A 22,797-nucleotide genomic window follows, 5' to 3' on the forward strand; every position below is an offset into this window, starting at 1 on the left:
CCTGGACCGGCACCGCTCCGCCACATACGCTGCCGCCAGTATCTGACGCTACGTCAGGTACGGTGACGGTACGGAGGAGACCGGAATGGACCCGACCATCGAAGCCCTCGGCGACTCCCCGACCCTCTGGGCGCTCGCCGCCCACCGTGCCGAACTCACCCCCGACGCACCCGTCCTGCTCGACACCGACGGCCGCCGGCTCACCTTCGGCGAGCTGCGCGACCGGGCGGAACGCGTCGCCGCCGGACTCCACGACCTCGGGGTCAGGCCCGGCAGCCGGTTCGCCTGGCAGCTGCCCACCCGCGTCGAAACGGTGCTGCTGACCTTCGCCCTCGCCCGGCTCGGCGCCGTACAGACCCCGCTCATCCCCTTCTACCGGGACCGCGAGGTCGGCTACGCGCTGCGCGAGGCCGAGGCGGAGTTCTTCGCGATACCCGGCGAATGGCGCGGCTACGACTACGTGGCGATGGCCGGCCGCCTGGCGCCCCGCCTCCCCCGGCCGCCGCGCCTGATCACCGCCTACGACGGGCTCCCCGACGGCGACCCCGCCGTCCTCCCCGCCCCGCCCGCCGACGGCACCGCGGTCCGCTGGATCTACTGGACCTCCGGCACCACCTCCGACCCCAAGGGCGTGCTGCACACCGACCGCAGCCTCATCGCCGCGGGCGGCTGCCTCGCCCACGCGCTGCGCCTGACCACCGACGACATCGGCTCCATGGCCTTCCCGTACGCCCATGTCGCCGGCCCCGACTACACCGTGATGCTGCTGCTCTACGGCTTTCCCGCGCTGCTCCTCGAGAACTTCGCGCTGCCCGCCTCACTCGACGCCTACCGCGAGCACGGCGTCACGGTCGCGGGCGGCAGCACCGTCTTCTACTCGATGTTCCTCGCCGAGCAGCGCAAGGACCCCGGCCACAAGCTCATCCCCAGCCTGCGGCTGCTCGCGGGCGGCGGCGCGCCGATGCCGCCCGAGCTGTACTACGAGGTCACACGCGAGATGGGCTGTCTGCTCACCCACGGGTACGGCATGACCGAGGTCCCCATGATCACCATGGGCGCTCCCGACGACACCCCCGACCACCTCGCCACCACCGAGGGCCGCCCGCCGTCCGCCATGGAGATCCGCATCACCGACGCGGACGGCAAGCCGCTGCCCACCGGAACCGACGGTGAGGTCCGGCTGCGCGGCGAGGCCGTCTGCCGGGGCTACCTCGACGCCGCCCAGACCGCCGAGGTCTTCGACGCCGACGGCTTCCTCATCACCGGCGACCTCGGCCGGCTCACCCAGGACGGCTATCTCGTCCTCACCGGCCGCCTCAAGGACATCATCATCCGCAAGGGCGAGAACATCTCCGCCCGGGAGATCGAGGATCTGCTCTACGAACACCCCGCCATCGCCGACGCCGCCGTCATCGGCCTCCCCGACCCCGCGCGCGGCGAACGCGTCTGCGCCGTCGTCGAACAGCCCGCCGGCGCGGCGCCGCTCGCCCTCGCGGACGTCACCGCGTATCTGCGCGAGCACGGCCTGTCCGCGCACAAACTGCCGGAACAACTGGAGGTCGTGGACGCGCTGCCGCGCAACGACGTCCTGCGCAAGGTCCTGAAGTTCAAGCTGCGGGAGCGCTTCAGCGATTCATGAGGCCGCCACGGGCCCGCAGGGCCGACGGGGCGCGGCACCGGCGGGTGCCGCGCCCTCCCGCGTGCCGGGCGCCAGCTGTTCGGGGCCGGAAGTGAGCCCTTCCGAGCTGGGCGCGACCGTTCGGGGCCGGGGACGGAATCTGGTTTCTCCTCCACCCATCACGTATTCTCACTGCTCGCTGCCCTCGATAGCGCGCATATCGCATATCGCGCATCCGCACGAAGGCAATGTCCTTCTTCCCCACTCTGAGGGTTGCCTTGAGAAATGCCTCCACCGCGGCCGGCCGGGCCGCACGGGCCGGATGGACGACCCGCCTCATGGCCTGCGGGGCCGCGGCCGCGAGTCTGGGGACGCTGGGCTCCGCCGCGCCGTCGTTCGCGCAGGACGAGGGCATGACCGTCACCGCGCCGTCCCGGCTGGTGCTGCCGGTCGCCTCGGCTCCCGACCCGGGCCCGCTCCGTTCGCTGGAGATCGGCTTGCGGCGGGGCGCTTCCGGCGGAACGGACGCCGGTGGCACGTTCACCGTCGACGCCGGCGGACTGACCGGTATCGCGGAAGTGATCTGGCCCCAGGGCTGCGCGCATGCCCGCGACAGCGCCGTCGCGACGTGCGACCTCAGAGTCAGTCCCTCCAACCCCGGCAACCTGATGCAGTTGCGGGTGCGCAGTCTCGTCGGCGCGAAAGCCGGGGCCACCGGCGTGATCACGTACGCCCCGAAGACGCCGGCCGGCGCCGCCCGGCCGGCGAAGACCCTGATATCCGTCGGTTCCGGCCCGGACGTCGTGATCGCCGCACCGTCACAGCTCCAGGTGGCCAAGCCGGGCGACACCACGGGACTGCCGCTCAGCATCACCAACGCGGGCAACGAGGCGGCCCCCGGCGCGATCGTGCGCGTCTACGAATCCAGCGGCCTGGCATGGGCCGCCACTCACTCCAACTGCGAGTATCGGACATCGCCGGAATCCGGTGACTTCCCGGCGTCCTTCCTCGCGTTCTGCGTGATCGACCAGCCGCTGGCGCCAGGGGCCAGCTATGCCCTCGCCGACCCGCTGGCCTTCCGTACCGAGGGATCCGCCCTCTGGGAGCGCGCGGATCTGCGCGTGGTGTCGAAATCCGACGACGCGCTCGCCGGTGTCCGCGGCAGCGGGACGTGGGCGAAGGGATCAGGCACGCCGCTGCGCCTGGTGGACCGCCCGAGCGTGCCGCCCGAGGAACTGGGCGACAACTACGCCACCACGTCGCTCGCCGTCCGCAATACCGCGGACCTCGCCGTGACCGCATCGGTGGGGTCCGGCAAGGTCGGCGAGCGCGTCACCGCGAATGTGACGGTGACGAACCGCGGTCCCGCGGCCGTCACCGATATCACCGGCGGCAGCCCCGTCGTCAGCGTCGATATCCGCATACCGGCGGGAACCGCCGTCACCGGGGTGCCCAAGGCCTGCCACCCGGTCCGTCCCAACGACGAGGAGACCGCCGGCCCGGCGGGCGCCCCGGAGTACACCTGCGACACCAAGAACTGGCTCAAGGTGGGCGCCTCGGCCACCTTCCCGTTCCAGCTGCGGATCGACAAGGCCATGGAGCCCGACGGGGACGGGGGGGGCCCCGCGACCCTGCAGACCGACAGTGACGTCAACTCACGGACCAGCTTCGACCGTAACCCCGCCAACAACACCGCCCGGATCGTGGTCACCGGCAACGGCCACCAGTCCTCCACCGCCAAACTCGCGCTGGCCGGCGGCCTCGCGGCGCTCTTTCTCGGCTTTCTCGGCGCCGCGTTCTACGTGGTACGCCGTCGACGTCACCTGCGGCTCCGGTAGCCGTTAGTCTTCGTCTGCATACTGCGTAACTTCCGGCAAGGGCAAGTGAGTTGACGCATCATCACGCCCGGTCGGGACGATCTTCCACAGGGTCCGGCCGTGCGGTGTGCACTCGAGTCGTGGGAGGGGACGTGACGGACGGAACGGACGGTTCGGATCCGGCGGCAGACGGCCCGCGCGTCCCACAGCCGCGCCGGCCGGTCCCACAGCAGGTCCCACAGCAGGTCCCGCAGCCGCGCCGGTCGCAGGACCTGCCGGTACGCCTGCTGGCCGAGGCCAGGAACGCACTCGCCGCGGGCGAAGTGCGCACCGCGGCGCTGCTGTTCGGCGAGGCGCTCGCCATCGCCGAGGAGCACTCGCTCGCGGACGAGCACGTCGCGGCCCTGCTCGGGCTCGGTGACTGCGAACTGGAGGGCGGGGAACTCGGCGCCGCCCGGGAGCACTTCGAGGCCGCCGAGAAACGGCTGGCCGGTGAACCCCTGCCACGGCGGGCGGCGGCCATCCGTGGCCGGGCGGTCTCCCATCTGCTGGCGGGCGAGCTGCGCTACGCCTGCTACCTGCTGGAGAACGCGATCGAAGGGCTCCAGGCCACCGGGGAGCCGAACCCCGACGCGCTGCTGCTCCTCCATACCGCCGTCATCGCCCCATACATGGACATGGGCGCCCTCGCCCGCGCCGCCCAGGCCGCCGAACTGGCCCTGGCCCTCGCCCCGTGCGCCACCGACCCCGCCCTGGTGGCCGGGATGCACCGCAGCGTGGCCCGCACCCTCATAGCCGAGGGCCGGATCGCCGAGGCCGGCGTCTCGCTCGCCAAGGCGCAGGAGCTCTACCAGCGGCTGGGGCTCCGCTCCGACCTGGCGAAATGCCACTGGATGCGCGGCTATGTCCACGCCCAGGGCGGCAATCTGGAGCACGCGGAACGCGAACTGCGCATCGCCCGCAACATGCTGGCCTCGCTGCGGTCCGCGCTCTTCACGGACCAGGTGGAGGTCGAACTCGCCGACGTCCTGCGCCGGCGCGGCAGCCACACCGAGGCGGGCGAGCTGCTCGCCCAGCTCCTCGACCGTATCGGCCCCGAGCGCGGCGCCATCCACGCGGCCGGCGCCCACCGGCTGCTCGGCCTGATCGCACAGGACGCCGGCGAACTCGACGCCGCCGAGGAGCATTACGTCAACGCGCTGTCGCTGCTGGAGCGCGCCGGCGCCGCCGGCGACCTCGCCGACCTCTGCCGGCTGCTGGGCGACCTGCTGCGCCGCACCGGCCGTGTCGAAGCCGCCCTGGACGCGTACCGCACCGGCCTCGGCCACCGCGCCGCGATCGGCACGACGACCCTGGGCCCGGCCCCGCCGAAACCACCGGTCCGGCCCCCGTCGTATTAGGCCGTGTCGGGCATCCGTCCCGCCGGCCGTTCCGCCGTCGCTACGCGGAGATCGGCCGGGCCGATTCGTCGGTGGCGGACGTGAGGTCCGGGTAGACGTCGAAGAGACGGCGCACGCCGAGCGCGGCGAGCACCCGGTTGACGTGGGAACCGTCATCGGCGTCCTGGTCGGGCAGGACGATGCGCAGCCGGCCCGCGCACGAACGCATCAGGCGGCGGGCGGCGATCAGCACGCCCACCCCGCTGGAGTCGCAGAACCGCACCCCGGCCAGGTCGAGGACCACACTGCGCCGCCCGTCGGCGACCGCCTCGTGGACGTGCTGGCGCACGGTGGGCGATGTCACGAGATCCATCTCGCCCGTGACGATCACCACGGCCCAGCCGTCCCGTTCGATCCGCGTTACTTCCACTGAGTCTCACCTCGCGATGTCGCTGGGAGCAGCCCGGCCACCCTGGCGGTCCGCGGTGGCCCGGGAGGCCGCTCCTCGGGGGAATGCGGCAGCGTCATCATGGGAAACCCTATGCCCGGAATCCGGCACAACAGAGCAGTCTCTCGGTCACACCCGCATAACGCATCGCCAGAATCGGTCCGATACGGCGGCAGGATGGCGCAAAGGGGCGTACGCCGCCGTAGGTGCCGGTTACATTCGAGCAGACAGGGCCGACAGAACCGACAGCGCTCATGGAGCTGACGGAACCGGCGGCGGCACGGCTCGGCACGGCACGGCACGGCGCGACAAGGGAGTGGCGGCATGGCGACACCGGCACCACCCCGGTGGGACCGCAAGATGCGGCAGCGCCTGGCCCGCGGGGAGGAAGCCGCGCTCGGCGAGCTGTACGACCGGTACGCCTCGCTCGTGCACAGCCTCGCCCACCGGGTGCTGGACGACGACGAGGCCGCCAACCGCGTCACGCGCGACGTCTTCGGCTACATCTGGGAGAACCCCGAGGCCTACGATCCGAGGCACGGCTCCCTGCGCTCCTGGATCGCCGCGCTCACCCAGCTGCAGGCCGTGCGGTGCCTGCGCCACCATGAGAACCGGGGCGAGAGCACCCAGGAAGAGGTCGAGGCGAAGGTGCGCGAGGCCAATACCGCCGCCCGCGCCGACTTCATCGTCACTTCCATGCCGGCCCCGCTGCGTGACGCCCTCGAACTCGCCTATCTGCGGCGCCGCGACTACCGGCAGACCGCCGCCGACCTGGGCGTCACCGAGGACGAGGCACGTCGCCGGCTGCGCCTGGGCCTGCAGCTGCTGTCCACGGCCATGGAGCCCTCCGGGCACCCGCGGCTCGACCGGCGGCAGCCGTGAACGACGAGACGGCACGCGCCGAGCCGGACCGGCGGGGCCTTCCCCAGTACGACCACGGCACCCTCAAGTCGCTGCTCGGGGCGTGGGCGCTGTCCGCCTGCTCGCGCGACGAGTCCCTCGCCGTCGAGGTGCACCTCACGGACTGCGCGACCTGCGCGGACGAGGCTCTGCGGCTGCGCGACGCGGTCGGGCTCCTCCACCAGGAAGAGACGCTCGACCTCGACCCGCTGCTGCGCGCCCGGGTCCTGGAGGGCTGTCTGGGCCGCCGCCCGGCCCGTATTCCGGTGCCGGAATGGGCGGGTCCCTACGACGCGGAGACCGCCCGGCTGGACGCGCTGCTGCGCGATCTCGGTGACGGGTACTGGGACGCGCCGGTGGAACTGCGCTGGCATGAGGGCAAGCGCGTCACCCGGGAGGTCACCGTCGCGGAGGTCATCGGGCATCTCGCCGCGGTGGACGGCCTGGTGGCGTCGGCGCTCGGGCTGCCCACCGGGGAGCTGCCGTTCGATCCCACACTGCGTACCGAGAGCTACTGGACCGCGATGCGGGACCTGCCCGCCGCGCCCCAGCGCGGCGCCTGGCGCGAGCAGAGCCAGACCCTGCTGCGCACGGTGTCGTTCGCCGGTCGCGGTACGGCGGGCCTGGACGTCCGCTACGGCGAGTTCACCCTGCCGCTGCGTGACGCGTTCCTGGACCGGGCGTTCGAGTGCTGGATACACGCCTGGGACATCGCCGAGGCCGTCGACTACCCCTACGGTCCGCCGGCTCCGCGCAACCTCAACCGCATGATCGACCTCGCGGCCCGGCTGCTGCCCACCGCCATCGCCGGCCGCCGCCGTGCCGGCCTCGCGGCCTCACCGGCCCGGCTGACCACCGCCGGCTCCCCCGGCCGGTCGGTGCATCTCGAGGTCGAGGGCCTGGGCGGCGGCAACTGGTACATAGCCCTGGACTTCCCCGGGGCGCTCGCCTCCGCCGGGGAGGCGGTGGCCCATGTCGCCCTCGACAGCGTCGAGTTCTGCCAGCTGGCCGCGGGCCATCTGGCGCCCGAGCGGATCGCCGTGGGCCAGGACGGGGACCGCGACGTCATCCGCGATGTGCTCTTCGCCGCCGCGAGCATGTCCCGGCTCTGACACCGGCTCTGCTCGCACTGGCTCCGGCCCGCGTCGGCGCCCGCTCGCGCCGGTGATCACATGTTGTACTTGAAGTGACCCGCCGGGCGGGCGTACTTGGCGTAGTTGTCCTGCGCCGGATACCTCTGGGCGGACGGTCCCGCCTGGAAGGCCCGCAGGATGTTCTCGGCGACCTTGGTGGCAAAGGCCCCGGTGGCCTTGGGCAATTTGCCCCAGCACGGATTCGCGTCGACGGCACACGTCCAGCCCAGTGTTCCCGCGCTGAACACTCCGGCGCCGGAGGGGACGGTGTAATAGGAGGAGTTGGCGAAACTCTTGTCCTTGCCGTAAATGACCACCGGTGAATCCGAGAGGATCTGGATCGGCCGCGGAGTATTCGCGTCCGAGAAGACCCGGTCGAATTCACTGCGGATCAGTCCCGGGTATTGCGAGCCGGCGTGGGCGCCGGTCCCCTTGAACATCCAGACGTTCGGGTCGGTGACGACGTACGGGGCGAGTACGCCGGCCCATTCGTACTGGACGCCGAGGAACGAGGCTTCCGGGCGCGGGTTGGGCGCCTGTCGCCATTGCTGCGTGGACTCGTCGGTGTCCGTGAGGCTCATCGGGTCCTCGGCGGCGTCCTTGTAGCAGGTCACCACGCGGTCACCGCCGAGCGGCGAGCCCTCGAACCGTACGTGCCGGTACGCGTTGTTCGCCCCGAAGAACGCGAGGTTCACGCCCTTGTCGCGCAGGGCGATGGTGTTGGTCCGCATCCCCGTCGACCAGTACTCGTCATGGCTGGGGAAGATCATCCCGCGGGCGCCCGTGAAGCGGCCCGGGTCGGAGTCCAGTTCCAGGGACGTGCCGTAGGCGAGCGGGATGCCCATCCGCTCGGCGAGTGTCAGCATCGGCAGCTCATGCCAGCCGAACAGCCCGTCGCCCGCACCGGAGTACGGGCGGTCGAAGCTCACCTTGCGAGCCCGGTCCCCGTAGCCCTTGACGCCGCTGTAGATGTTGGCGCCGCCCCAGCTGTTGTACGCCGCCCAGGTGGCGACCGCGTTGATGAAGACGCTGCGGCCCACGGCGGACTTCGAGCGCACCGTGATCGGGACCCAGCGGTCGTGGCCCGCGGCGGAGGTGAGCTTCAGCCGGTAGTCGCCCTCCGGCCACCCCTTGGTGGAGACCTCCAGCGAACGCTTCCAGGTCGCCCGCGCCATGTAGATCTGGGGCGTCATCTGCGCGGCGGCCTGCCGCATGCCCCGGGTGTGCGAGGACTCCCAGACCAGCCGGCCCTGCTTTCCGCCGTACCAGCCCATTCGGTACGCCTGTACCTGGAAATCGCGGGCGGGGGTGGAGACGTACAGGCCGAAATTCTCACCGGGGTCGACACTCACCCGGTCGGCATAACCCTCGATCGCGTTTTGCGGACCGGGGTTCTTCAGTTTCCAGGCGGTGGTTCCCGGAAGGGAATTCTCCTTGGTGACGGAGATTCCGGTGTCCTTACCGGCTCCGGCCTTGCCCTTCTCGGGCGGCTGCGTCACCGCCTGCACCGGGGGGCGCTGAGGCGTCGGGATAGCAGTCACGGTGCTCTTCGCCGTGTCCAGCAGGCTGGTGCCGTACTGAATGCACACGACGATGGCTACGCCGAGAGCGGCAACGAGGAGAGCTGTCCGACGCATGTTCATGATGTGATGAACATATATGGCGAAGTGGTGCAGCTTCGGCGCTGCAGGCTACTTGTCGGGTCTCTGTGACAAAACTGTGAAGTTCAGCGGCCTTAGTCCGCCGTTCACCGCAGCGCGTGCCTGAGCAGGTTGCCCGCCGTGCCCTTCTGGCCCGAGCGCAATGCCGCCGGGACCAGCGTCAGGGCATGCGCCCGCGACGAGAAGTGCCTCTCAGCGGCGGTCGCGGCCTTGGTCCATCCGTGGGAACGGAGCTGTTCGGCCGTCTCGGTGAAGAACCTGCGCTCCTCGGTGAAGCGCGCGCCGGAGACCGCGCGCGCCGAGGAGACGCTCACCGCGTGCCGCCGGTACTGGAAGCAGACCTCGGGGGTGAGCGCCAGGGTCGCACCCCGCACCAGGAGTTCCATGACCAGGGCCAGGTCCTGGATGACGGAGAGGTCCTCACGGAACCGGACCGCCCGCACCGACTCGGTGCGCCAGCACAGCGAAGGGAAGTACAGCCAGTTGCCCCGCAGCAGACTCGCCGCCAGCGGCTCACCGGACTGGAGGGCGCTCTCCCCACCGGGGCCCGGGCGCAGCATCCGCTTGATCCGGTCGGTGGAGGTGACGGCGGGCCGGCCGTCGGAGTCGATCGCCTGTACGCCGGGCTGGACGATCTCGACCCCGGGATGCCGCTCGCGTACCCCGCGCACCACGGCCAGATAGTCCGGCAGCATGACGTCGTCGCAGCCCATCATGACGAGGTACGGCGCCTCGGCCAGGTCCACGCAGCGGTTGAAGTTGCGGGTGATGCCGAGGTTGGTCTCGTTCGGCAGGTACTCGACGCGAGGGTCGTCGAGCTCCTTGAACCAGCCGGGAAGGCTGGTGTCCCGGCCGTCGTCGTCGACGACGACCAGCCGCCAGTCGGCCACGGTCTGCGCCAGGACGCTGCGCACCGCGGTCTTGAGCATGGCCGTGTCCCCGTAATGGGGGAGCATGATGTCGAATTCTGTCATCGGATCAGTCCCGGCTCGGGGTCATCGGATCAGTCCCGGCTCGGGCTGGCGGCGACAGCCTCGGGCTTGGGCGCCTTCTCCGCCGGAGCGTCCCCGAGGTCCTGCTCCAGGCCCCGTTCCAGGGCCTCCTCGGTCCCGGCCACGGCGGTGTTGATGGCCACGCTGCGGGCCAGGTCCGTCAGCTTGCGCTCCATCTCCCGGAACCGCATGTACGTGTTCAGGGTGATGAAGGCGAACGCCACGACCAGCCCGTAGAGAACAAGGTCGGCGCCACGGCCGACGCCGAGCTGGTGCGCGACCCGGTTGCTGTCCTCGGGGCGCAGCACGAAGTCCACGGTGAGCATCAGGAACGCGAAGAAGCCCAGCCGCTTCCAGGCCCGGGTGCGGGCGGTGCCCCAGCCCCGGACGAAGAACACGAGCGCACCCGCGGCTGCCAGCAGCAGAAGGATTTTGATCAGCATGCGACGGTCACCTCTTGGCCCTGATCGCGAGATCGGTCAGGATATTGACGCCGTTGATCAGCGACTGCCCCTTGGCCCGCGAATAATCGGTGTACAGAACGGTCACGGGAAGCTCCTGGACCCGCAGTCCGGAGCGGGCCAGAATGCCCATCATCTCCGACGCGTGCGCCATTCCGTTCATCGTGATGCGGAGCTGCGAAGCGGCCGTGCGGTTGAAGGCCCGCAGACCGTTGTGCGCGTCGGTGAGGCGCAGTTTGCGCGCGGTGGGACTGATCGCCGCCGTGGTGCGCAGGACGATCCGCTTGAGCAGCGGCACCTGCTCGTGGTCCTCCAGGAAGCGCGAGCCGAGCACGACATCCGTCTCGCCCGCTATGACGGCGTCGACGAGGCTGCAGGCGTCCTTGACCTGGTGCTGGCCGTCCGCGTCGAAGGTGACGAACCACTTGGCGCCGGGCTGGGCCAGTGCGTACGTGACACCGGTCTGCAGAGCCGCGCCCTGTCCCAGGTTGACCGGGTGCCGGACCAGGTGCGCTCCGGTCGAGAGGATCTCCCGCGAGGAGGCGTCGCTGCTTCCGTCATCGACGCACACGACGTTGGGGAACGTCTCGCGCACACCATTGACGACCCCGGCGATGACCTGCGCTTCATTGAAGACGGGGATCACCACCCAGGCGTCACGGTAGTCCTGGGGCACTGGCACTCCACAGCTCGGTTCAGAACGCAGAACCCCCCGGTACAGGGCGCTCCATGATTAACGTCCAGGGTACCCTTGCTCCCACATGAGGTCACCAAGAGCACTCCTGAGCACCCTCCCCTCCGGGACCCTTCTGGTCGGAGCCGGAGTGGCCGCCAGTGCTGCCTCTTCGTACATCTTCCTGGCAGCGGCGGGACGAGCGCTGGGCCATGATGACATGGCCGCCATCTCCGTGCTCTGGTCCGTCATCGCCTTTGCCGGAATCGGGCTGTTCTTCCCCGTCGAGCAGGAGCTGACGCGGGTGGTCGCCGCGCGGACCGCCGCGGGTCTGGGCGCGGCCCCGGCGATACGGCGGGCCCTGGTGAACGCGGCGGTCATGCTGGCCGTCGTCCTGGCGGTGCTCGCCGCGGCGGCACGGCCGCTGGCGGACCTGCTCTTCAACGGCGACCGCTCCATGATCATGGTGCTCGGCGCCGCATTCGTGGGCTGGGCCGCGCAGCACACCGCCCGCGGCATCCTCGCGGGCTACGGGAATTTCCGCTGGTACGCGGTACAGCTGACCGCCGACGCGGTGCTGCGGGTCGGCTTCGCCGCCGCACTGCTCATCGGCAACGGTTCTGCGCTGATGTTCGGCCTGGCCATGGCGCTGGCGCCGCTGCCGGCCGTCGCGGTGTGCGTCCCCGCGATGATCCGTGCCGCCCGTCCCGGCCCCCCCGCCGCCGCCAACGAGCTCCGGCACGGCTTCGGAGTACTGGTCGTCTCGACGACCCTGGCCCAGGCGGTGGCGAACGCCCCGGTGGTCGCCGCCCAGCTGCTCGCCCCGCACAACGCCCCGCTGGTGGCCGCGCTGGTGTCGGCGCTGATCCTGGTGCGCATTCCGCAGTTCCTGGTCAGCTCGATGCAGGCCTCGCTGCTGGTGGACCTGACCAGCAGGCACACCGCGGGCGACCGGGCCGGATTCCGGCACGCGCTGCGCGGCAATCTGCTGATGGTCGCCGCCCTGGGCACCTTCTGGGCCCTGGTGTGCGCCGGGATCGGCCCCGTACTGAACGAGAAGGCCTTCGCGGCGGCACCCGTCCTGGGCGCCCTGGACTTCACGCTCCTCGGCCTCGGTGCCGTCGGGCACCTCACCGCCATCGTCCTCAGCAGCGGCACGCTGGCGGCCGGCGGACACCGGGTGCAGTGCGTCGCCTGGGTGGCGGGGGCCATCGCGCTGGGTATCGCGCCGCTGCTGCCCGGCGGGGCCGCACTGCAGGTGGAGCTGTCGTACGCGGCGGCGGCCTGGACGGCGACCGCGGCCCTCCTGATCGGCCTGCGGCTCACGATGCGGCGCTTCACGGCCACGGCCGGCGAACCGCCCTCCGAGATGCTGCTGGACGGTATGGAACCGCGCCGCGCCGCGAACACCGCCTGACGACAAGAAGCCGGACTCCGCGGACGCGCGCCCCGCCGCGAGCCGAAATCGCCGTTCCCGTACGATCTGGAACGCCGCGCCGCACGTCCCCGTCTGTGACGGTGTGATCAACGGACTCACCGGATTCAACGGACTCACCGGAAAAGAACACAGCGGTCGGGACAAGCGCCGGCCCGGGTGCCCGACCGAAAGCTGGAGCTCTCTATGACCCCGACCGTCGCGCCGGCGGCGCCGCGGCCCGCACATCCCCTTGTGGTGGCCTTCAAGCCCTGGCGGAAGAGGCTCGCCCTGATCGGCGCCGAATTCGCGGTGGCGCTGGTCGCCGCGGTCGGCTTCGCGTGGTGGAGCGTCACCATCGCGGTGAACCCGATGACGCGCGTCGGGCAGGTGAGCGGTCTTGCGAGCCTGCAGTTCCGGCTCGCCGTCATCGCGCTGCCGCTGCTGGCGGTGGTGCTGTGGACCGTCTTCCGCAGCAGCGCCCGGGTGCACCGGCTCACGGTGCGCCTGGTGTGCGCGGCCGTCGCGGGTCTCGCCACCGGCATGACCGCCGGCGGCCAGGTGGTCGCGCTGCGCGGTACGCCGTGGCCGCTGAACGGCCAGGGCGGTGACAACGGCAGGCTGGAGGCGTGGGCCACGCAGATCCAGCACGGCGGTCACATGACCAACATCTACCCGCCGCTGCTGCCGCACCTCACCGCGTTCTGGGCCGAGCACTTCAACGCCAGTCACCAGTCGGCGTTCGCGCTCAAGCAGATCCTCATCGTCTGCATCGCGCTGACGGGTCCGGCCGCCTACCTGGCCTGGCGGCTCTTCCTGCGCCCGCTGCCGGCGCTGGGTGTCGGCCTGCTCGCCGGTGTGCCGTCGGTCGTGGTGTACAAGCCGTACAGCCCGCTCGTCCTCGTGGTGCTGGTGCCGCTGCTCGCGAAGCTGCTGCAGATGCTGCGGAAGTCACCGGACCGCGCGTACAAGGCGCTGGTGTGGCGGGGGGCGGCGCTCGGCGCGATACTCGCCATCCTGTTCCTGGTCTACTCCGGCTGGCACGTGTGGTCGGCGCCGGGCATCATCGTCGCGGTCCTCGGGCTCTTCCCCTGGCGCTCCGGACGGGCCGGGAGGCTGCGCGGACTGGCGTTCCTCGGCTCCGCCGTCCTGGTCTTCCTGCTGCTGGCCGGAAGGTACATGGTGTCGCTGCTCTCGGGGGCGGCCAGCACCAAGGACCGCTTCTGCTCGACGCTGACCCTCGTCGACCCCGGCTACTTCGCCATGACGCCCTTCTACACGCGGAACGCGAACCTGCCCGGCATGTGGCCGCCGCCCGGTGAGCTCGGCGGGGTCGGGGTCTTCACCGCGCTCATGGTCGTGGGCATCGGGGTCGCGCTGACGGTGGGGCTGAAGCGCTCCGCGGTGATCACCACCGTCGCCTGCTTCGGCAGCGCGTGGCTGGTCCGGTTCTACTTCGCGGCGAACATGGAGCGCGACCAGGCGGTCCAGCTGTTCCCGCGCACCTACCAGCAGCTGCTGTACTGCGGCCTGGCACTGGTCGGCCTGGCCGTCGTGCTGACCGCCGAGCGGATCAGGGCCAGGCTGCGGACCGTTCCCGGTCTGGAGGACCTCGGCCTCACGGGGAACCGCAACCGGTACGCCGCGATCGGCGTGCTGGCCGCCACCGTGCTGCTGAGCGGTATGGCCGCCTCCGCCCAGTCCGACCCGTTCTTCCCCGAGAACCCGAAGAACGTCAGCACCATGGGCCGGCTGGCCTGGGCCGCGCACCAGCTCCAGAAGCCGGACGGCAGCTGCCCCAAGTACGCGCCGCACGGCACGTGCCAGGCGCCGAAGAAGCTGAACCCGCACTCGGGTACGAACGATGGCACCACCCTGACCGGCTGCGAGTACGGCTGGCGCAAGGGGCAGTAACGCGCACGGGGCAGTAACGCGTCAGGTGCCGGTAGCGCCCGGAGGTACGGGCGCTACCGGCACCTGAACGCGGTGACCGGTGGCGGGTCTCAGGCGGTGGGGGCGGGGGACCCACCCCCCCCCCACCGCCGCTTTCAGTTCATCGCGCCAGCCGGCCATCGGGGGAAGCCCGGCGGCGGACCAGCGGTCATGGCCCAGCACGCTGTACGCCGGGCGCCGGGCCGGGCGTACGAAGCGGTCCGCGGTGGTGGGACGGATGCGCTCGGGGTCGAGACCCGACAGCTCGAACGCCGCGCGGGCCAGGTCGTACCAGGTGGCCTGGCCCGAGGCCGTGCCGTGATAGGCGCCGGCGGGCGCGGTGCCCGCGAGCGCGGCGCGGCCCAGCTCGGTGAGCCGGACGGCCAGCGCACGGGCCCAGGTGGGCTGCCCGAGCTGGTCGTTGACGACATCGAGCGTCTCGTGGGTGGCGGCCAGCTTCAGCATGGTGGCGACGAAGTTGCGGCCGTGCGCGCCGTACAGCCAGGCGGTACGGACGATGTAGCCGCTGTCGGGCAGCAGCTCGGCGACAGCGCGTTCCCCGGCGAGCTTGCCGCGGCCGTAGGCGTTGACGGGCCCGGTCGCGGCGTCCTCCCGGTACGGCTCCGCGGCGTCGCCGGGGAAGACGTAGTCGGTGGAGACGTGGATGAGCACGGCGCCCGCCGCGGCGCAGGCGGCGGCCAGGTGGCGTACGCCGTCGCCGTTGACCACGGTGGCGGCGGCCTCGTCGCTCTCCGCGCCGTCGACGTCCGTCCAGGCGGCGGCGTTGACGACGACCTGGTGGCCGCGGACCGCCGCGAGCAGCGCCGCGGGGTCCGTCAGGTCCAGGTCCGCCCGGGTGGCGGCGGTGACGGCGGCGGCCGGGTCGGCGCCGAGCGCCGCCACGACCTCCTGGCCGAGCATGCCGCCGGCCCCGGTGACCAGCCAGCGGGTGGTGCCGGTCGCAGGGCTGGACGAGGCGCCCGTGGCGGCATTCACAGAAGCGTCCGTCGAGGCGCCGCTCATGAGTTCAGCGCCGCCTTGGACTTCAGCGGCTCCCACCAGGCCCGGTTGTCCCGGTACCACGCGACGGTGTCGGCGAGGCCCTGGTCGAAGCTGACGAGAGGCTCGTAGCCCAGCTCGGCGCGGGACTTGCTGATGTCCAGGGAGTACCGCAGGTCGTGACCCTTGCGGTCCTCGACGTACTGGACCATGTCCCAGCCGGCGCCGCAGGCTTCCAGCAGCCGCCCGGCGAGCTCCTTGTTCGTCAACTCGGTTCCGCCGCCGATGTGGTAGACCTCGCCGGCCTTGCCGCCCAGCAGCGCGAGCGCGATGCCCCGGCAGTGGTCGGAGACGTGCAGCCAGTCGCGGATGTTGCTGCCGTCGCCGTAGAGCGGGACCTTCTGGCCGTCCAGCAGGTTCGTCACGAACAGCGGGATCATCTTCTCGGGGAAGTGATGGTGCCCGTAGTTGTTGGAGCAGCGGGTGACCACCACGTCCATGCCGTGCGTACGGTGGTAGGCCAGCGCGATCAGGTCGGAACCCGCCTTCGCGGCCGCGTACGGGGAGTTGGGCGCGAGCGGCCAGTCCTCGGTCCACGAGCCCTCGCTGATCGAGCCGTACACCTCGTCGGTGGATACGTGCACGAAGCGGCCGATGCGGTGCCGGTGGGCGGCGTCCAGCAGGGTCTGAGTACCGAGCACATTCGTGGTGACGAAGGCGGCCGCGCCGGTGATGGACCGGTCGACGTGCGATTCCGCGGCGAAGTGCACCACCGCGTCGTGGCCCGGCAGGACGGAGTCGACGAAGTCCGCGTCGCAGATGTCGCCGTGCGCGAACCTGTATCCGGGCAGGTGGGCGACCGGAGCCAGATTCTCCGGATTGCCGGCGTAGGTGAGTTTGTCCAGTACGGTGACGGAGGCGCCTTCCAGCCCGGGCATCTCGCCCGACAGGACCGCGCGGACGAACTGCGAGCCGATGAATCCGGCGCCACCGGTAACAACAATGTTCATGAGTGCCAGAGTCCAGTCGGGCCCCTGGTGGGGCAGCGTAAGATGGTTTGCTTCGCCGCAACTCTAGCCCGTCCCCGAGTGCAGGGGCGATGCCGTGCAGCTGCTGGGCATCCGCCGCCGGAGAAAGTAGAAAACAACATGCGTGGTATCCTCCTGGCCGGCGGGACCGGGTCCCGGCTGTGGCCGATCACCAAAGCGGTCTCCAAGCAGCTGATGCCGGTCTATGACAAGCCGATGGTCTATTACCCGCTGTCCACTCTGATGATGGCGGGAATTCGCGACATACTGCTCATCACCACCGAGCAGGACCAGGCACAGTTCAGCCGGCTTCTGGGCGACGGATCGCAATTCGGCATCAATATCGAATACCGCACCCAGCCGAATCCCGGCGGAATCGCCCAGGCATTCCAGATCGGCGCGGACTTCATCGGCGGTGAGCCGGTGGCGCTCATTCTCGGTGACAACATCTTCCACGGCGCCGGTCTCGGACGGCAGTTGCAGGACCACAGCTCCCCCGACGGCGGCGTGATCTTCGCCTACCAGGTCTCGGATCCCACCGCCTACGGCGTCGTCGAGTTCGACGAGCACGGCGCGGCGCTGTCGATCGAGGAGAAGCCGGAGCGGCCGAAGTCGCGCTTCGCCGTACCGGGGCTCTACTTCTACGACAGCCAGGTCGTCGACATCACCAACAACCTGCGCCCCAGCGCGCGCGGCGAGTTGGAGATCACCGAGGTCAACGCGACCTATCTGAAGCAGGGCAAACTGCGGGTCTCCGTGCTCGACCGCGGCACGGCCTGGCTGGACACCGGCACCTTCGACTCCCTCGTCCAGGCGTCGGAATACGTCCGGGTCATCGAGGAGCGGCAGGGGCTCAAGCTCGGCTGCGTCGAGGAGACCGCCTGGCGGATGGGCTTCATCGACTCCGAGCAGCTGCGCAAACTGGCCGAGCCGCTGCTGAAGAGCGGTTACGGCGACTACCTCATCAACACCCTCGCCCTGGAAGAGGACCTCCCGCGATGAACATCCGACCGCTCTCGTTCCACGGCGCCTGGGAGATCACCCCCCAGCAGCACGGCGACCCGCGCGGCCTCTTCCTGGAGTGGTACCGCTTCGACCGGCTGGAGGCCGAGGTCGGGCATCCGATGCGGCTCGCGCAGGCCAACCTGTCCGTGTCGTCGAAGGACGTCGTGCGCGGGATCCACTTCGCGGACGTCCCCCTGGGGCAGTCCAAGTACGTGACCTGCGTGCGAGGCGCGGTGCTCGACGTGGTGGCCGACCTTCGGGTCGGCTCGCCGACCTTCGGCCAGTGGGAGGGCGTCCGGCTGGACGACACCGACCGCAAGGCCCTCTACATCGCGGAGGGCATGGGCCACGGCTTCTGCGCCCTCAGCGACGACGCCACGCTCTCGTACCTCGTCTCGGACGTCTTCCGTCCCGAGAAGGAGCACAGCGTGCACCCGCTCGACCCGGATCTCGGCATCCAGTGGCAGGCCGGCACGCCCCAGCTCTCCGCCCGGGACGCGGCCGCTCCCAGCCTGGCCGACATGCTCGCGGCCGGCAGCCTGCCGGACTTCGACGTCTGCCAGGCGCGCTACAAGGAGCTCGCCGCCGGCGCCTGACCGTACGGCCGGGTCAGGCGAAGACCACCGTGCGGTGGCCGTTGATCAGGACGCGGTGCTCGCTGTGCCACTTCACAGCGCGCGCCAGCGCCTGGCACTCGACGTCCCGGCCGATGGCCACGAGCTGCTCCGGGGTGACCTCGTGGCCCACCCGCTCGACTTCCTGCTCGATGATCGGACCTTCGTCGAGCGCGGCCGTGACGTAGTGCGCGGTGGCGCCGATCAGCTTCACCCCGCGCGCGTGCGCCTGGTGGTAGGGCTTGGCGCCCTTGAAGCTCGGCAGGAACGAGTGGTGGATGTTGATGATCCGCCCGGGCAGCCGCTTGCAGAGATCGTCGGAGATGACCTGCATGTAGCGGGCCAGCACCACCAGGTCCACGCGCTCCGCCTCGACCAGTTCCAACAGCCGCGCCTCCGCCTGCGCCTTGGTGTCGGCGGTCACCGGAATGTGGTGGAAGGGGATGCCGTACGAGCCGGCGAGTTCCTCGAAGTCCGTGTGGTTGGACACCACGGCCGCGATCTCGACGGGCAGCGCGCCGATCCGGGTGCGGAACAGCAGATCGTTCAGACAGTGCCCGAACTTGCTGACCATGAGGACGACGCGCATCTTCTCGTCACCGGGGTGGAGCTGCCAGTCCATGTGGAAGGAGTCGGCGATCGCCGCGAAGCTCGCGCGCAGCTTGTCCGCGTCCACCGGCGGCTCCGCCGTGAAGTGCACGCGCATGAAGAACAATCCGGTGTCCTGGTCCCCGAATTGCTGGCTGTCCAGGATGTTGCAGCCGGTCATGAAGAGATAACTCGACACGGCGTGCACGATGCCCTGCTTGTCGGGGCAGGACAGGGTCAGCACATATTGCGGCTCGTTCACCCGCCAAGCCTCGCACACGCGGCGGCCCGGACGGCGCCGCCGTCCGCAGGCCGGAACGCGGCTCTCCGGCCCGTCAGGCGCCGTCAGGCCGTGCGGGTGTAGATCGCCAGCACGTCGAGGGAGCGCGGCGGAGCGTCCACGTCGTCCCCGTCGGCCGTCGCGAGCTTGACGTGCGCCTCGCGGGCCGCCCGGACCGCCTCGGGCCACGCGTGGTGCTCCAGATAGGTGCTGACCGGCGCATCCGCGCCGACCTGGTGGAGGATCTTCAGCACGCGCAGCACCGCGACATCGACGAGCGCGGCCTCCTGCGAGTCGCGGAAGATCGTCCCGACGTACTTCTCGGCGGACCAGTTGTCGAGCCAGGTGTCCTCGACGAGGCGGTAGACGGCGTCGGTGACGTCGCCGTAACCGGGCAGCCCGGCAAGCCAGCACTCCTGCTGGAACACCGGGTCGCTGATCATGTGCAGCGCCGAGCGCACATTGCTGCGCCAGCGCCACCAGGGCATGTCATTGAGCGGCATGCCCCCCATCGTGGAGGAACGGGTACCGCGGCGGGAAGTCTTCTCCGGAGTCTGCACGGTGACCGATCGTACGTTCCCGCGAATCAGCACCCGTAATTCACCTGAACGTGACTGATCGTTCTCTTGCGGTCACCCTCACGTTGGGCGCGGGGCGGAAACGTCCGTGTTCATGACTGAACAGCGATCGCGCAAGGCTGTCCTGTTGGCGATTTCAACGACCTGCGCGGCGCTGATCAGCGGCTGCGGCGTGATCCCGGGGGGCGCGGGGGGGTCCCCGGGGCCCGTGGTCGTGATGACATGGGCGCCGGGCGGAACGAAATCCACGAACATGCCCGGAATGCCGGCCATGGCGCAGGCGTTCGCCGACCACATCAACGACATGGGCGGGCTGAACGGCCGCGATCTGAAGGTACTCACCTGCAACGACCACAACGACCAGGTCGAGGCCGCCAAGTGCGCGCAGCAGGCCCAGCAGGAGGGCGCCGTCGCCGTCATCGGCTCGTACAGCGAGCAGGCGAACAGCTTCCTCTCCACACTGGAGGCGGCCGGTATCCCGTACATAGGGGGCTACGGGCTCACCCAGGAGGAGTTCCAGAGCCCGATGTCCTACCCGGTCAACGGCGGTCTGCCCGCCCTGCTGGCCGGCAACGGACAGCAGTTGGCCGGCTCCTGCTCCAAGGTCAGCCTGGTGCGGCCCGACACCATCGTCGGCGATCAGTTCCCGCTGTTCCTCGACGCCGGGCTCAAGGCCGGAAACCGGCCTCCCGCCACCGACCTGCGCACGGCCGACGACGCCACCGAGTACACCTCCGTCGCCCAGCGCGCGGCCGGCAGCACCAAGCCCGGCTCCTGTGTCGCGGCCGTGCTCGGCGACCGTACGGACACGTTCTTCGACTCCTTCCGGCGGCTCGGCGACGAGCTGCCCAATGTGCGGCTGGCCTCCGTGATCGGCAGCATCCAGCAGTCCCTCATCGACAGCACGGGCGGCAAGAACAGCCCGTTGGAGAACGCGTTCGTCACCAGCTGGTACCCGCCGACCTCCGACTCCAAATGGGACCCGATGAAGCTGGTCGTGAAGAAGTACGCGTTCGGCGACGACCGGATCAACGTGTCCGACCCCGGCGTCCAGACCACCTGGATCGCGTACTCGGTCTTCACCCAGGTCGTCAGGACGATGGGCGAGGAAGAGGTCACGCCCCTGTCCCTCAAGCGCGCGCTGGACAAGGCGACCGCCGTCTCGACGGGCGGCCTCACCCCGGACCTCGGCTGGCGCAACGAGAACATGCTGGCGGTGCCGGGGCATCCGCGGATGGTGAACGCGAAGGTGGTCTACGAAGTGGTCCGCGAAGGGCTGCTGGTCGCCGCCCGTACCGGATTCGCCGACATGACGCCGACGCTCAGCCACCAGGGCGGCTAGGGCCTGTCCGACGCCGCGCTTTCCACGGGCGCCGTACGGGCTTGATCTCCAGCCCGTACGGCGGACGAAGGCGGCGGGCGCGCCTACAGCTGGGTGTACTCCCGATCGGCCAGGCTGTACTGCTTCGCGATCGTGTTCCAGATCCGGACGGCGCGCTTCTTCTGCTGCGTGGCGCCACCGCTCTCGCGGTCACCCACGGACTTCTGCGGGGTGCCCTTCGCGTGGCCGCCCTTGCAGGTCTTGCCGTCGCTCGCCGCCTGGTCCGCCCACAGCGCGTAGGCGTTGTCGGCCGCGGCCGACGCCAGCCACGCCTTGTTCAGCGCATCGGTCAGCTCGGCGTGCTGCGGCAGCTTGTCCACGGGCACGGCCGTGAGGCGGGTGACGAGCGTGCCGCGCTGGCCGCCAGCCGCACGCAGGTCGGCGGCCGCCTGGCCCAGGTTCTTGCAGGACTTGATCGACTCCACGGCGCTGATCACGGAGGAACGGCTGCTGCCGCTGTCCTTCAGCAGCGCGTCCAGGGCCGTCGCCTGCTGCGCCGTAGCGCTGTCACCGGCGCCGGGCTGCGCGGACGCACCCGTCGAGGCCGCCGGCGACGTGCTGGCCTTGGCCGCGGCTTTGCTGTCACCGCCGCCCGCGCTCAGTGCGGCACCTGCGGCCAGCCCGGCCAGGGCGCAGCCGCCGACGACGATGCCGATCACCGCGGCCGGGGACATCCGGCGGCGCGAGCCGCCACCGCCACCGTTGCCGTCACCGTTGCCCGCGCCGTCGTACGGCGGCTCGGCGTAGCCGGGCGCCGGAACGGGCGGCTGGGCCTGGGCCGGGGCCCGGTACTGCTGCTGCCGGGGCTGCTCGGGCATCGGCTGCTGGCGGGGGCCGTCCTGCCGGTACAGATGGTCGTAGTCGCCCTGCGGCGCGGGCTGCGGCGGCTCGGCGGACTGCTCGTGCTGCCGGCCGTAGGGCGGCTCCGCGGCGTACGGCTGGTCGTACGGCTGCTCCTCGAAGATCGAGAGCGGCAGGTGCGCGGTGGCTTCCGCCGCGGTCTCGGCGGGATACCCGCGCCCGGCACCGAACGGTTCGGGCGTGAACGGCTCGGGGGTGAACGGCCGCGGTGTGAACGGCTCGGGCACGTACGGCTCGGGCTGCTGGGGCGTCGCGGACGGCTGGGGCGCCGCGGGCGGCGTCTCGCGCGGGTACGGGGGCAGGAACTGGGTGGCGTCAGCCTCCGGCACCGGTGCCGTGGCCCTGGGGGGCGCCGGGGGCGCGGCGGGCATCGCGGGCGGGCCGGGCGGCATGGCGGGAATCGGCGGCGCGGGCGGAACGGCCTGCGGATACGGCGGGAACATCATCGTCGCGTCCGCCCCCGCACCGGCCTCGGGGGGCAGCGGCTGCGCCGCGCCGGACACCTGGTCCCACGGCTGTCCTCCGGCGGGCCGCACATGATCGCCGTAGCGCTCCAGCGGCTGCTCGGCCGGCAGTACGACACCGCTGTGGGGCTCGGGCACCGCCGGGAGCCGCCGGTACTGATCGTCCGGCGTCTCGTCGCCGTGTCCGCTGTGCATCGCCGGAACTCCCGCCTTTACCCCGTCATCGGACCCGTCATCGCAATCGACTCATCGCAATCGACGGCTCACGCTACCGGGTCAGCCTGTCAACCCACTACGCGCCCGATCGGGCGAGCGCCGAACGCGGCCGCGTTGACGACGGGGAAGGACCGAATGGCGAGGTATCGGCTGTCCCTTGGGCCTCCCCGCACGGCGATGTCGTTCCGGTAACGATTCCGCCAACGATTCCGCCGCCACCTCGAACACGGCGGCGGGACCGGCCGGGGAGCCCGTCGGACCGGTTCGGACGTCGTTCACAGGGCGCCGAGGGCGCGCGCGGACCCGCGCGGACCGTCGTATCCCCTGTCCGGCGGCTGCGGGGCGGCCGCCGGTG

General features: G+C 70.8%; 20 protein-coding genes. 10 read left to right on the forward strand and 10 right to left on the reverse strand.

Annotated features, from left to right (window positions below; translation table 11 throughout):
• Nucleotides 1-85: 85 nt before the first annotated feature.
• The 3 genes from QMK24_RS13140 (at nucleotide 86) to QMK24_RS13150 (ending at nucleotide 4,835) form a co-directional block, all read left to right on the forward strand.
• Nucleotides 86-1,639 (forward strand): class I adenylate-forming enzyme family protein, encoded by a 1,554-nt coding sequence (locus QMK24_RS13140; RefSeq protein WP_283465835.1) that lies wholly within the window; start codon nucleotides 86-88, stop codon nucleotides 1,637-1,639.
• Nucleotides 1,640-1,896: 257 nt separating this feature from the next.
• Entirely contained in the window at nucleotides 1,897-3,456 is a 1,560-nt protein-coding gene (locus QMK24_RS13145) for a COG1361 family protein (protein WP_283465839.1), read from the forward strand.
• A gap of 131 nt (nucleotides 3,457-3,587) precedes the next feature.
• Complete coding sequence (locus tag QMK24_RS13150) at nucleotides 3,588-4,835, forward strand: tetratricopeptide repeat protein (protein WP_283465840.1); 1,248 nt, start codon at nucleotides 3,588-3,590, stop codon at nucleotides 4,833-4,835.
• A 40-nt stretch (nucleotides 4,836-4,875) separates the two neighbouring features.
• On the opposite strand, the gene QMK24_RS13155 is transcribed toward QMK24_RS13150, so the two are convergent.
• Nucleotides 4,876-5,244 (reverse strand): STAS domain-containing protein, encoded by a 369-nt coding sequence (locus tag QMK24_RS13155; protein ID WP_283465842.1) that lies wholly within the window; start codon nucleotides 5,242-5,244, stop codon nucleotides 4,876-4,878.
• Nucleotides 5,245-5,586: 342 nt separating this feature from the next.
• Between QMK24_RS13155 and QMK24_RS13160 the strand changes: the two genes are divergently transcribed.
• Both QMK24_RS13160 and QMK24_RS13165 read left to right on the forward strand, forming a co-directional pair.
• Nucleotides 5,587-6,144, forward strand: a complete 558-nt coding sequence (locus QMK24_RS13160) for a sigma-70 family RNA polymerase sigma factor (RefSeq protein ID WP_283465844.1) — start codon at nucleotides 5,587-5,589, stop codon at nucleotides 6,142-6,144.
• Nucleotides 6,141-7,274, forward strand: coding sequence for a maleylpyruvate isomerase N-terminal domain-containing protein (locus tag QMK24_RS13165; RefSeq protein WP_283465845.1), 1,134 nt, complete (start codon nucleotides 6,141-6,143; stop codon nucleotides 7,272-7,274). The genes QMK24_RS13160 and QMK24_RS13165 overlap by 4 nt, the downstream gene beginning before the upstream one ends.
• Before the next feature lie 56 nt (nucleotides 7,275-7,330).
• Here the strand turns inward: QMK24_RS13165 and QMK24_RS13170 are convergent, their stop codons facing one another.
• The 4 genes from QMK24_RS13170 to QMK24_RS13185 form a co-directional block, all read right to left on the reverse strand.
• Nucleotides 7,331-8,938, reverse strand: coding sequence for a N,N-dimethylformamidase beta subunit family domain-containing protein (locus tag QMK24_RS13170; protein WP_283465846.1), 1,608 nt, complete (start codon nucleotides 8,936-8,938; stop codon nucleotides 7,331-7,333).
• Nucleotides 8,939-9,042: 104 nt separating this feature from the next.
• On the reverse strand, nucleotides 9,043-9,930 hold the full coding sequence (locus tag QMK24_RS13175) for a glycosyltransferase family 2 protein (RefSeq protein WP_283465847.1): 888 nt from the start codon (nucleotides 9,928-9,930) through the stop codon (nucleotides 9,043-9,045).
• Between the two features lie 29 nt (nucleotides 9,931-9,959).
• The gene (locus QMK24_RS13180) at nucleotides 9,960-10,391 is read right to left on the reverse strand and encodes a DUF2304 domain-containing protein (protein ID WP_283465848.1); all 432 of its coding nucleotides are present in this window, start codon (nucleotides 10,389-10,391) and stop codon (nucleotides 9,960-9,962) included.
• Nucleotides 10,392-10,398: 7 nt separating this feature from the next.
• Nucleotides 10,399-11,085, reverse strand: coding sequence for a glycosyltransferase family 2 protein (locus QMK24_RS13185; RefSeq protein WP_283465849.1), 687 nt, complete (start codon nucleotides 11,083-11,085; stop codon nucleotides 10,399-10,401).
• 217 nt (nucleotides 11,086-11,302) lie between these two features.
• On the opposite strand from QMK24_RS13185, the gene QMK24_RS13190 reads away from it, so the two are divergent.
• Both QMK24_RS13190 and QMK24_RS13195 read left to right on the forward strand, forming a co-directional pair.
• Entirely contained in the window at nucleotides 11,303-12,499 is a 1,197-nt protein-coding gene (locus QMK24_RS13190; protein WP_283465850.1) for a hypothetical protein, read from the forward strand.
• 204 nt (nucleotides 12,500-12,703) lie between these two features.
• On the forward strand, nucleotides 12,704-14,410 hold the full coding sequence (locus QMK24_RS13195) for a hypothetical protein (protein ID WP_283465851.1): 1,707 nt from the start codon (nucleotides 12,704-12,706) through the stop codon (nucleotides 14,408-14,410).
• Nucleotides 14,411-14,431: 21 nt separating this feature from the next.
• Here the strand turns inward: QMK24_RS13195 and rfbD are convergent, their stop codons facing one another.
• Both rfbD and rfbB read right to left on the reverse strand, forming a co-directional pair.
• On the reverse strand, nucleotides 14,432-15,424 hold the full coding sequence (gene rfbD, locus QMK24_RS13200) for a dTDP-4-dehydrorhamnose reductase (protein WP_283465852.1): 993 nt from the start codon (nucleotides 15,422-15,424) through the stop codon (nucleotides 14,432-14,434).
• Nucleotides 15,425-15,447: 23 nt separating this feature from the next.
• The gene (gene rfbB, locus QMK24_RS13205; protein ID WP_283465853.1) at nucleotides 15,448-16,437 is read right to left on the reverse strand and encodes a dTDP-glucose 4,6-dehydratase; all 990 of its coding nucleotides are present in this window, start codon (nucleotides 16,435-16,437) and stop codon (nucleotides 15,448-15,450) included.
• 138 nt (nucleotides 16,438-16,575) lie between these two features.
• Between rfbB and rfbA the strand changes: the two genes are divergently transcribed.
• Entirely contained in the window at nucleotides 16,576-17,457 is an 882-nt protein-coding gene (rfbA, locus tag QMK24_RS13210) for a glucose-1-phosphate thymidylyltransferase RfbA (protein WP_283465854.1), read from the forward strand.
• Nucleotides 17,454-18,056, forward strand: a complete 603-nt coding sequence (locus QMK24_RS13215) for a dTDP-4-dehydrorhamnose 3,5-epimerase family protein (RefSeq protein ID WP_283465855.1) — start codon at nucleotides 17,454-17,456, stop codon at nucleotides 18,054-18,056. Before rfbA ends, QMK24_RS13215 begins: the two co-directional genes overlap by 4 nt.
• Nucleotides 18,057-18,069: 13 nt before the next feature.
• Here QMK24_RS13215 and purU read toward each other — a convergent pair whose 3' ends face one another.
• Together purU and QMK24_RS13225 are read right to left on the reverse strand one after the other, a co-directional pair.
• Nucleotides 18,070-18,924, reverse strand: coding sequence for a formyltetrahydrofolate deformylase (gene purU, locus QMK24_RS13220; protein WP_502962582.1), 855 nt, complete (start codon nucleotides 18,922-18,924; stop codon nucleotides 18,070-18,072).
• An 83-nt stretch (nucleotides 18,925-19,007) separates the two neighbouring features.
• Nucleotides 19,008-19,454 (reverse strand): SCO4402 family protein, encoded by a 447-nt coding sequence (locus QMK24_RS13225; RefSeq protein WP_283465889.1) that lies wholly within the window; start codon nucleotides 19,452-19,454, stop codon nucleotides 19,008-19,010.
• 160 nt (nucleotides 19,455-19,614) lie between these two features.
• On the opposite strand from QMK24_RS13225, the gene QMK24_RS13230 reads away from it, so the two are divergent.
• Nucleotides 19,615-20,862 carry an ABC transporter substrate-binding protein gene (locus QMK24_RS13230; protein WP_349361990.1) on the forward strand — a complete coding sequence of 416 codons (1,248 nt, stop codon included), beginning with the start codon at nucleotides 19,615-19,617 and terminating at the stop codon, nucleotides 20,860-20,862.
• Between the two features lie 83 nt (nucleotides 20,863-20,945).
• Here the strand turns inward: QMK24_RS13230 and QMK24_RS13235 are convergent, their stop codons facing one another.
• Nucleotides 20,946-22,421, reverse strand: a complete 1,476-nt coding sequence (locus QMK24_RS13235) for a hypothetical protein (protein WP_283465859.1) — start codon at nucleotides 22,419-22,421, stop codon at nucleotides 20,946-20,948.
• Nucleotides 22,422-22,797 lie beyond the last annotated feature (376 nt).

Origin of the sequence: Streptomyces sp. PH10-H1 (genome assembly GCF_030063355.1) — a bacterium.
Classification (GTDB): Bacteria; Actinomycetota; Actinomycetes; order Streptomycetales; family Streptomycetaceae; genus Actinacidiphila.

What these genes read in the sequence shown, in the direction of transcription:
- QMK24_RS13140 (WP_283465835.1), top strand. Translation starts at nt 86, where the DNA reads ATGGACCCGACCATCGAAGCCCTCGGCGACTCCCCGACCCTCTGGGCG.
- QMK24_RS13160 (WP_283465844.1), top strand. Translation starts at nt 5,587, where the DNA reads ATGGCGACACCGGCACCACCCCGGTGGGACCGCAAGATGCGGCAGCGC.
- QMK24_RS13170 (WP_283465846.1), bottom strand. Translation starts at nt 8,938, where the DNA reads ATGAACATGCGTCGGACAGCTCTCCTCGTTGCCGCTCTCGGCGTAGCC.
- QMK24_RS13175 (WP_283465847.1), bottom strand. Translation starts at nt 9,930, where the DNA reads ATGACAGAATTCGACATCATGCTCCCCCATTACGGGGACACGGCCATG.
- QMK24_RS13180 (WP_283465848.1), bottom strand. Translation starts at nt 10,391, where the DNA reads ATGCTGATCAAAATCCTTCTGCTGCTGGCAGCCGCGGGTGCGCTCGTG.
- QMK24_RS13190 (WP_283465850.1), top strand. Translation starts at nt 11,303, where the DNA reads ATGGCCGCCATCTCCGTGCTCTGGTCCGTCATCGCCTTTGCCGGAATC.
- QMK24_RS13195 (WP_283465851.1), top strand. Translation starts at nt 12,704, where the DNA reads ATGACCCCGACCGTCGCGCCGGCGGCGCCGCGGCCCGCACATCCCCTT.
- rfbB (WP_283465853.1), bottom strand. Translation starts at nt 16,437, where the DNA reads ATGAACATTGTTGTTACCGGTGGCGCCGGATTCATCGGCTCGCAGTTC.
- rfbA (WP_283465854.1), top strand. Translation starts at nt 16,576, where the DNA reads ATGCGTGGTATCCTCCTGGCCGGCGGGACCGGGTCCCGGCTGTGGCCG.
- QMK24_RS13215 (WP_283465855.1), top strand. Translation starts at nt 17,454, where the DNA reads ATGAACATCCGACCGCTCTCGTTCCACGGCGCCTGGGAGATCACCCCC.
- QMK24_RS13225 (WP_283465889.1), bottom strand. Translation starts at nt 19,454, where the DNA reads ATGGGGGGCATGCCGCTCAATGACATGCCCTGGTGGCGCTGGCGCAGC.
- QMK24_RS13230 (WP_349361990.1), top strand. Translation starts at nt 19,615, where the DNA reads ATGACTGAACAGCGATCGCGCAAGGCTGTCCTGTTGGCGATTTCAACG.
- QMK24_RS13235 (WP_283465859.1), bottom strand. Translation starts at nt 22,421, where the DNA reads ATGCACAGCGGACACGGCGACGAGACGCCGGACGATCAGTACCGGCGG.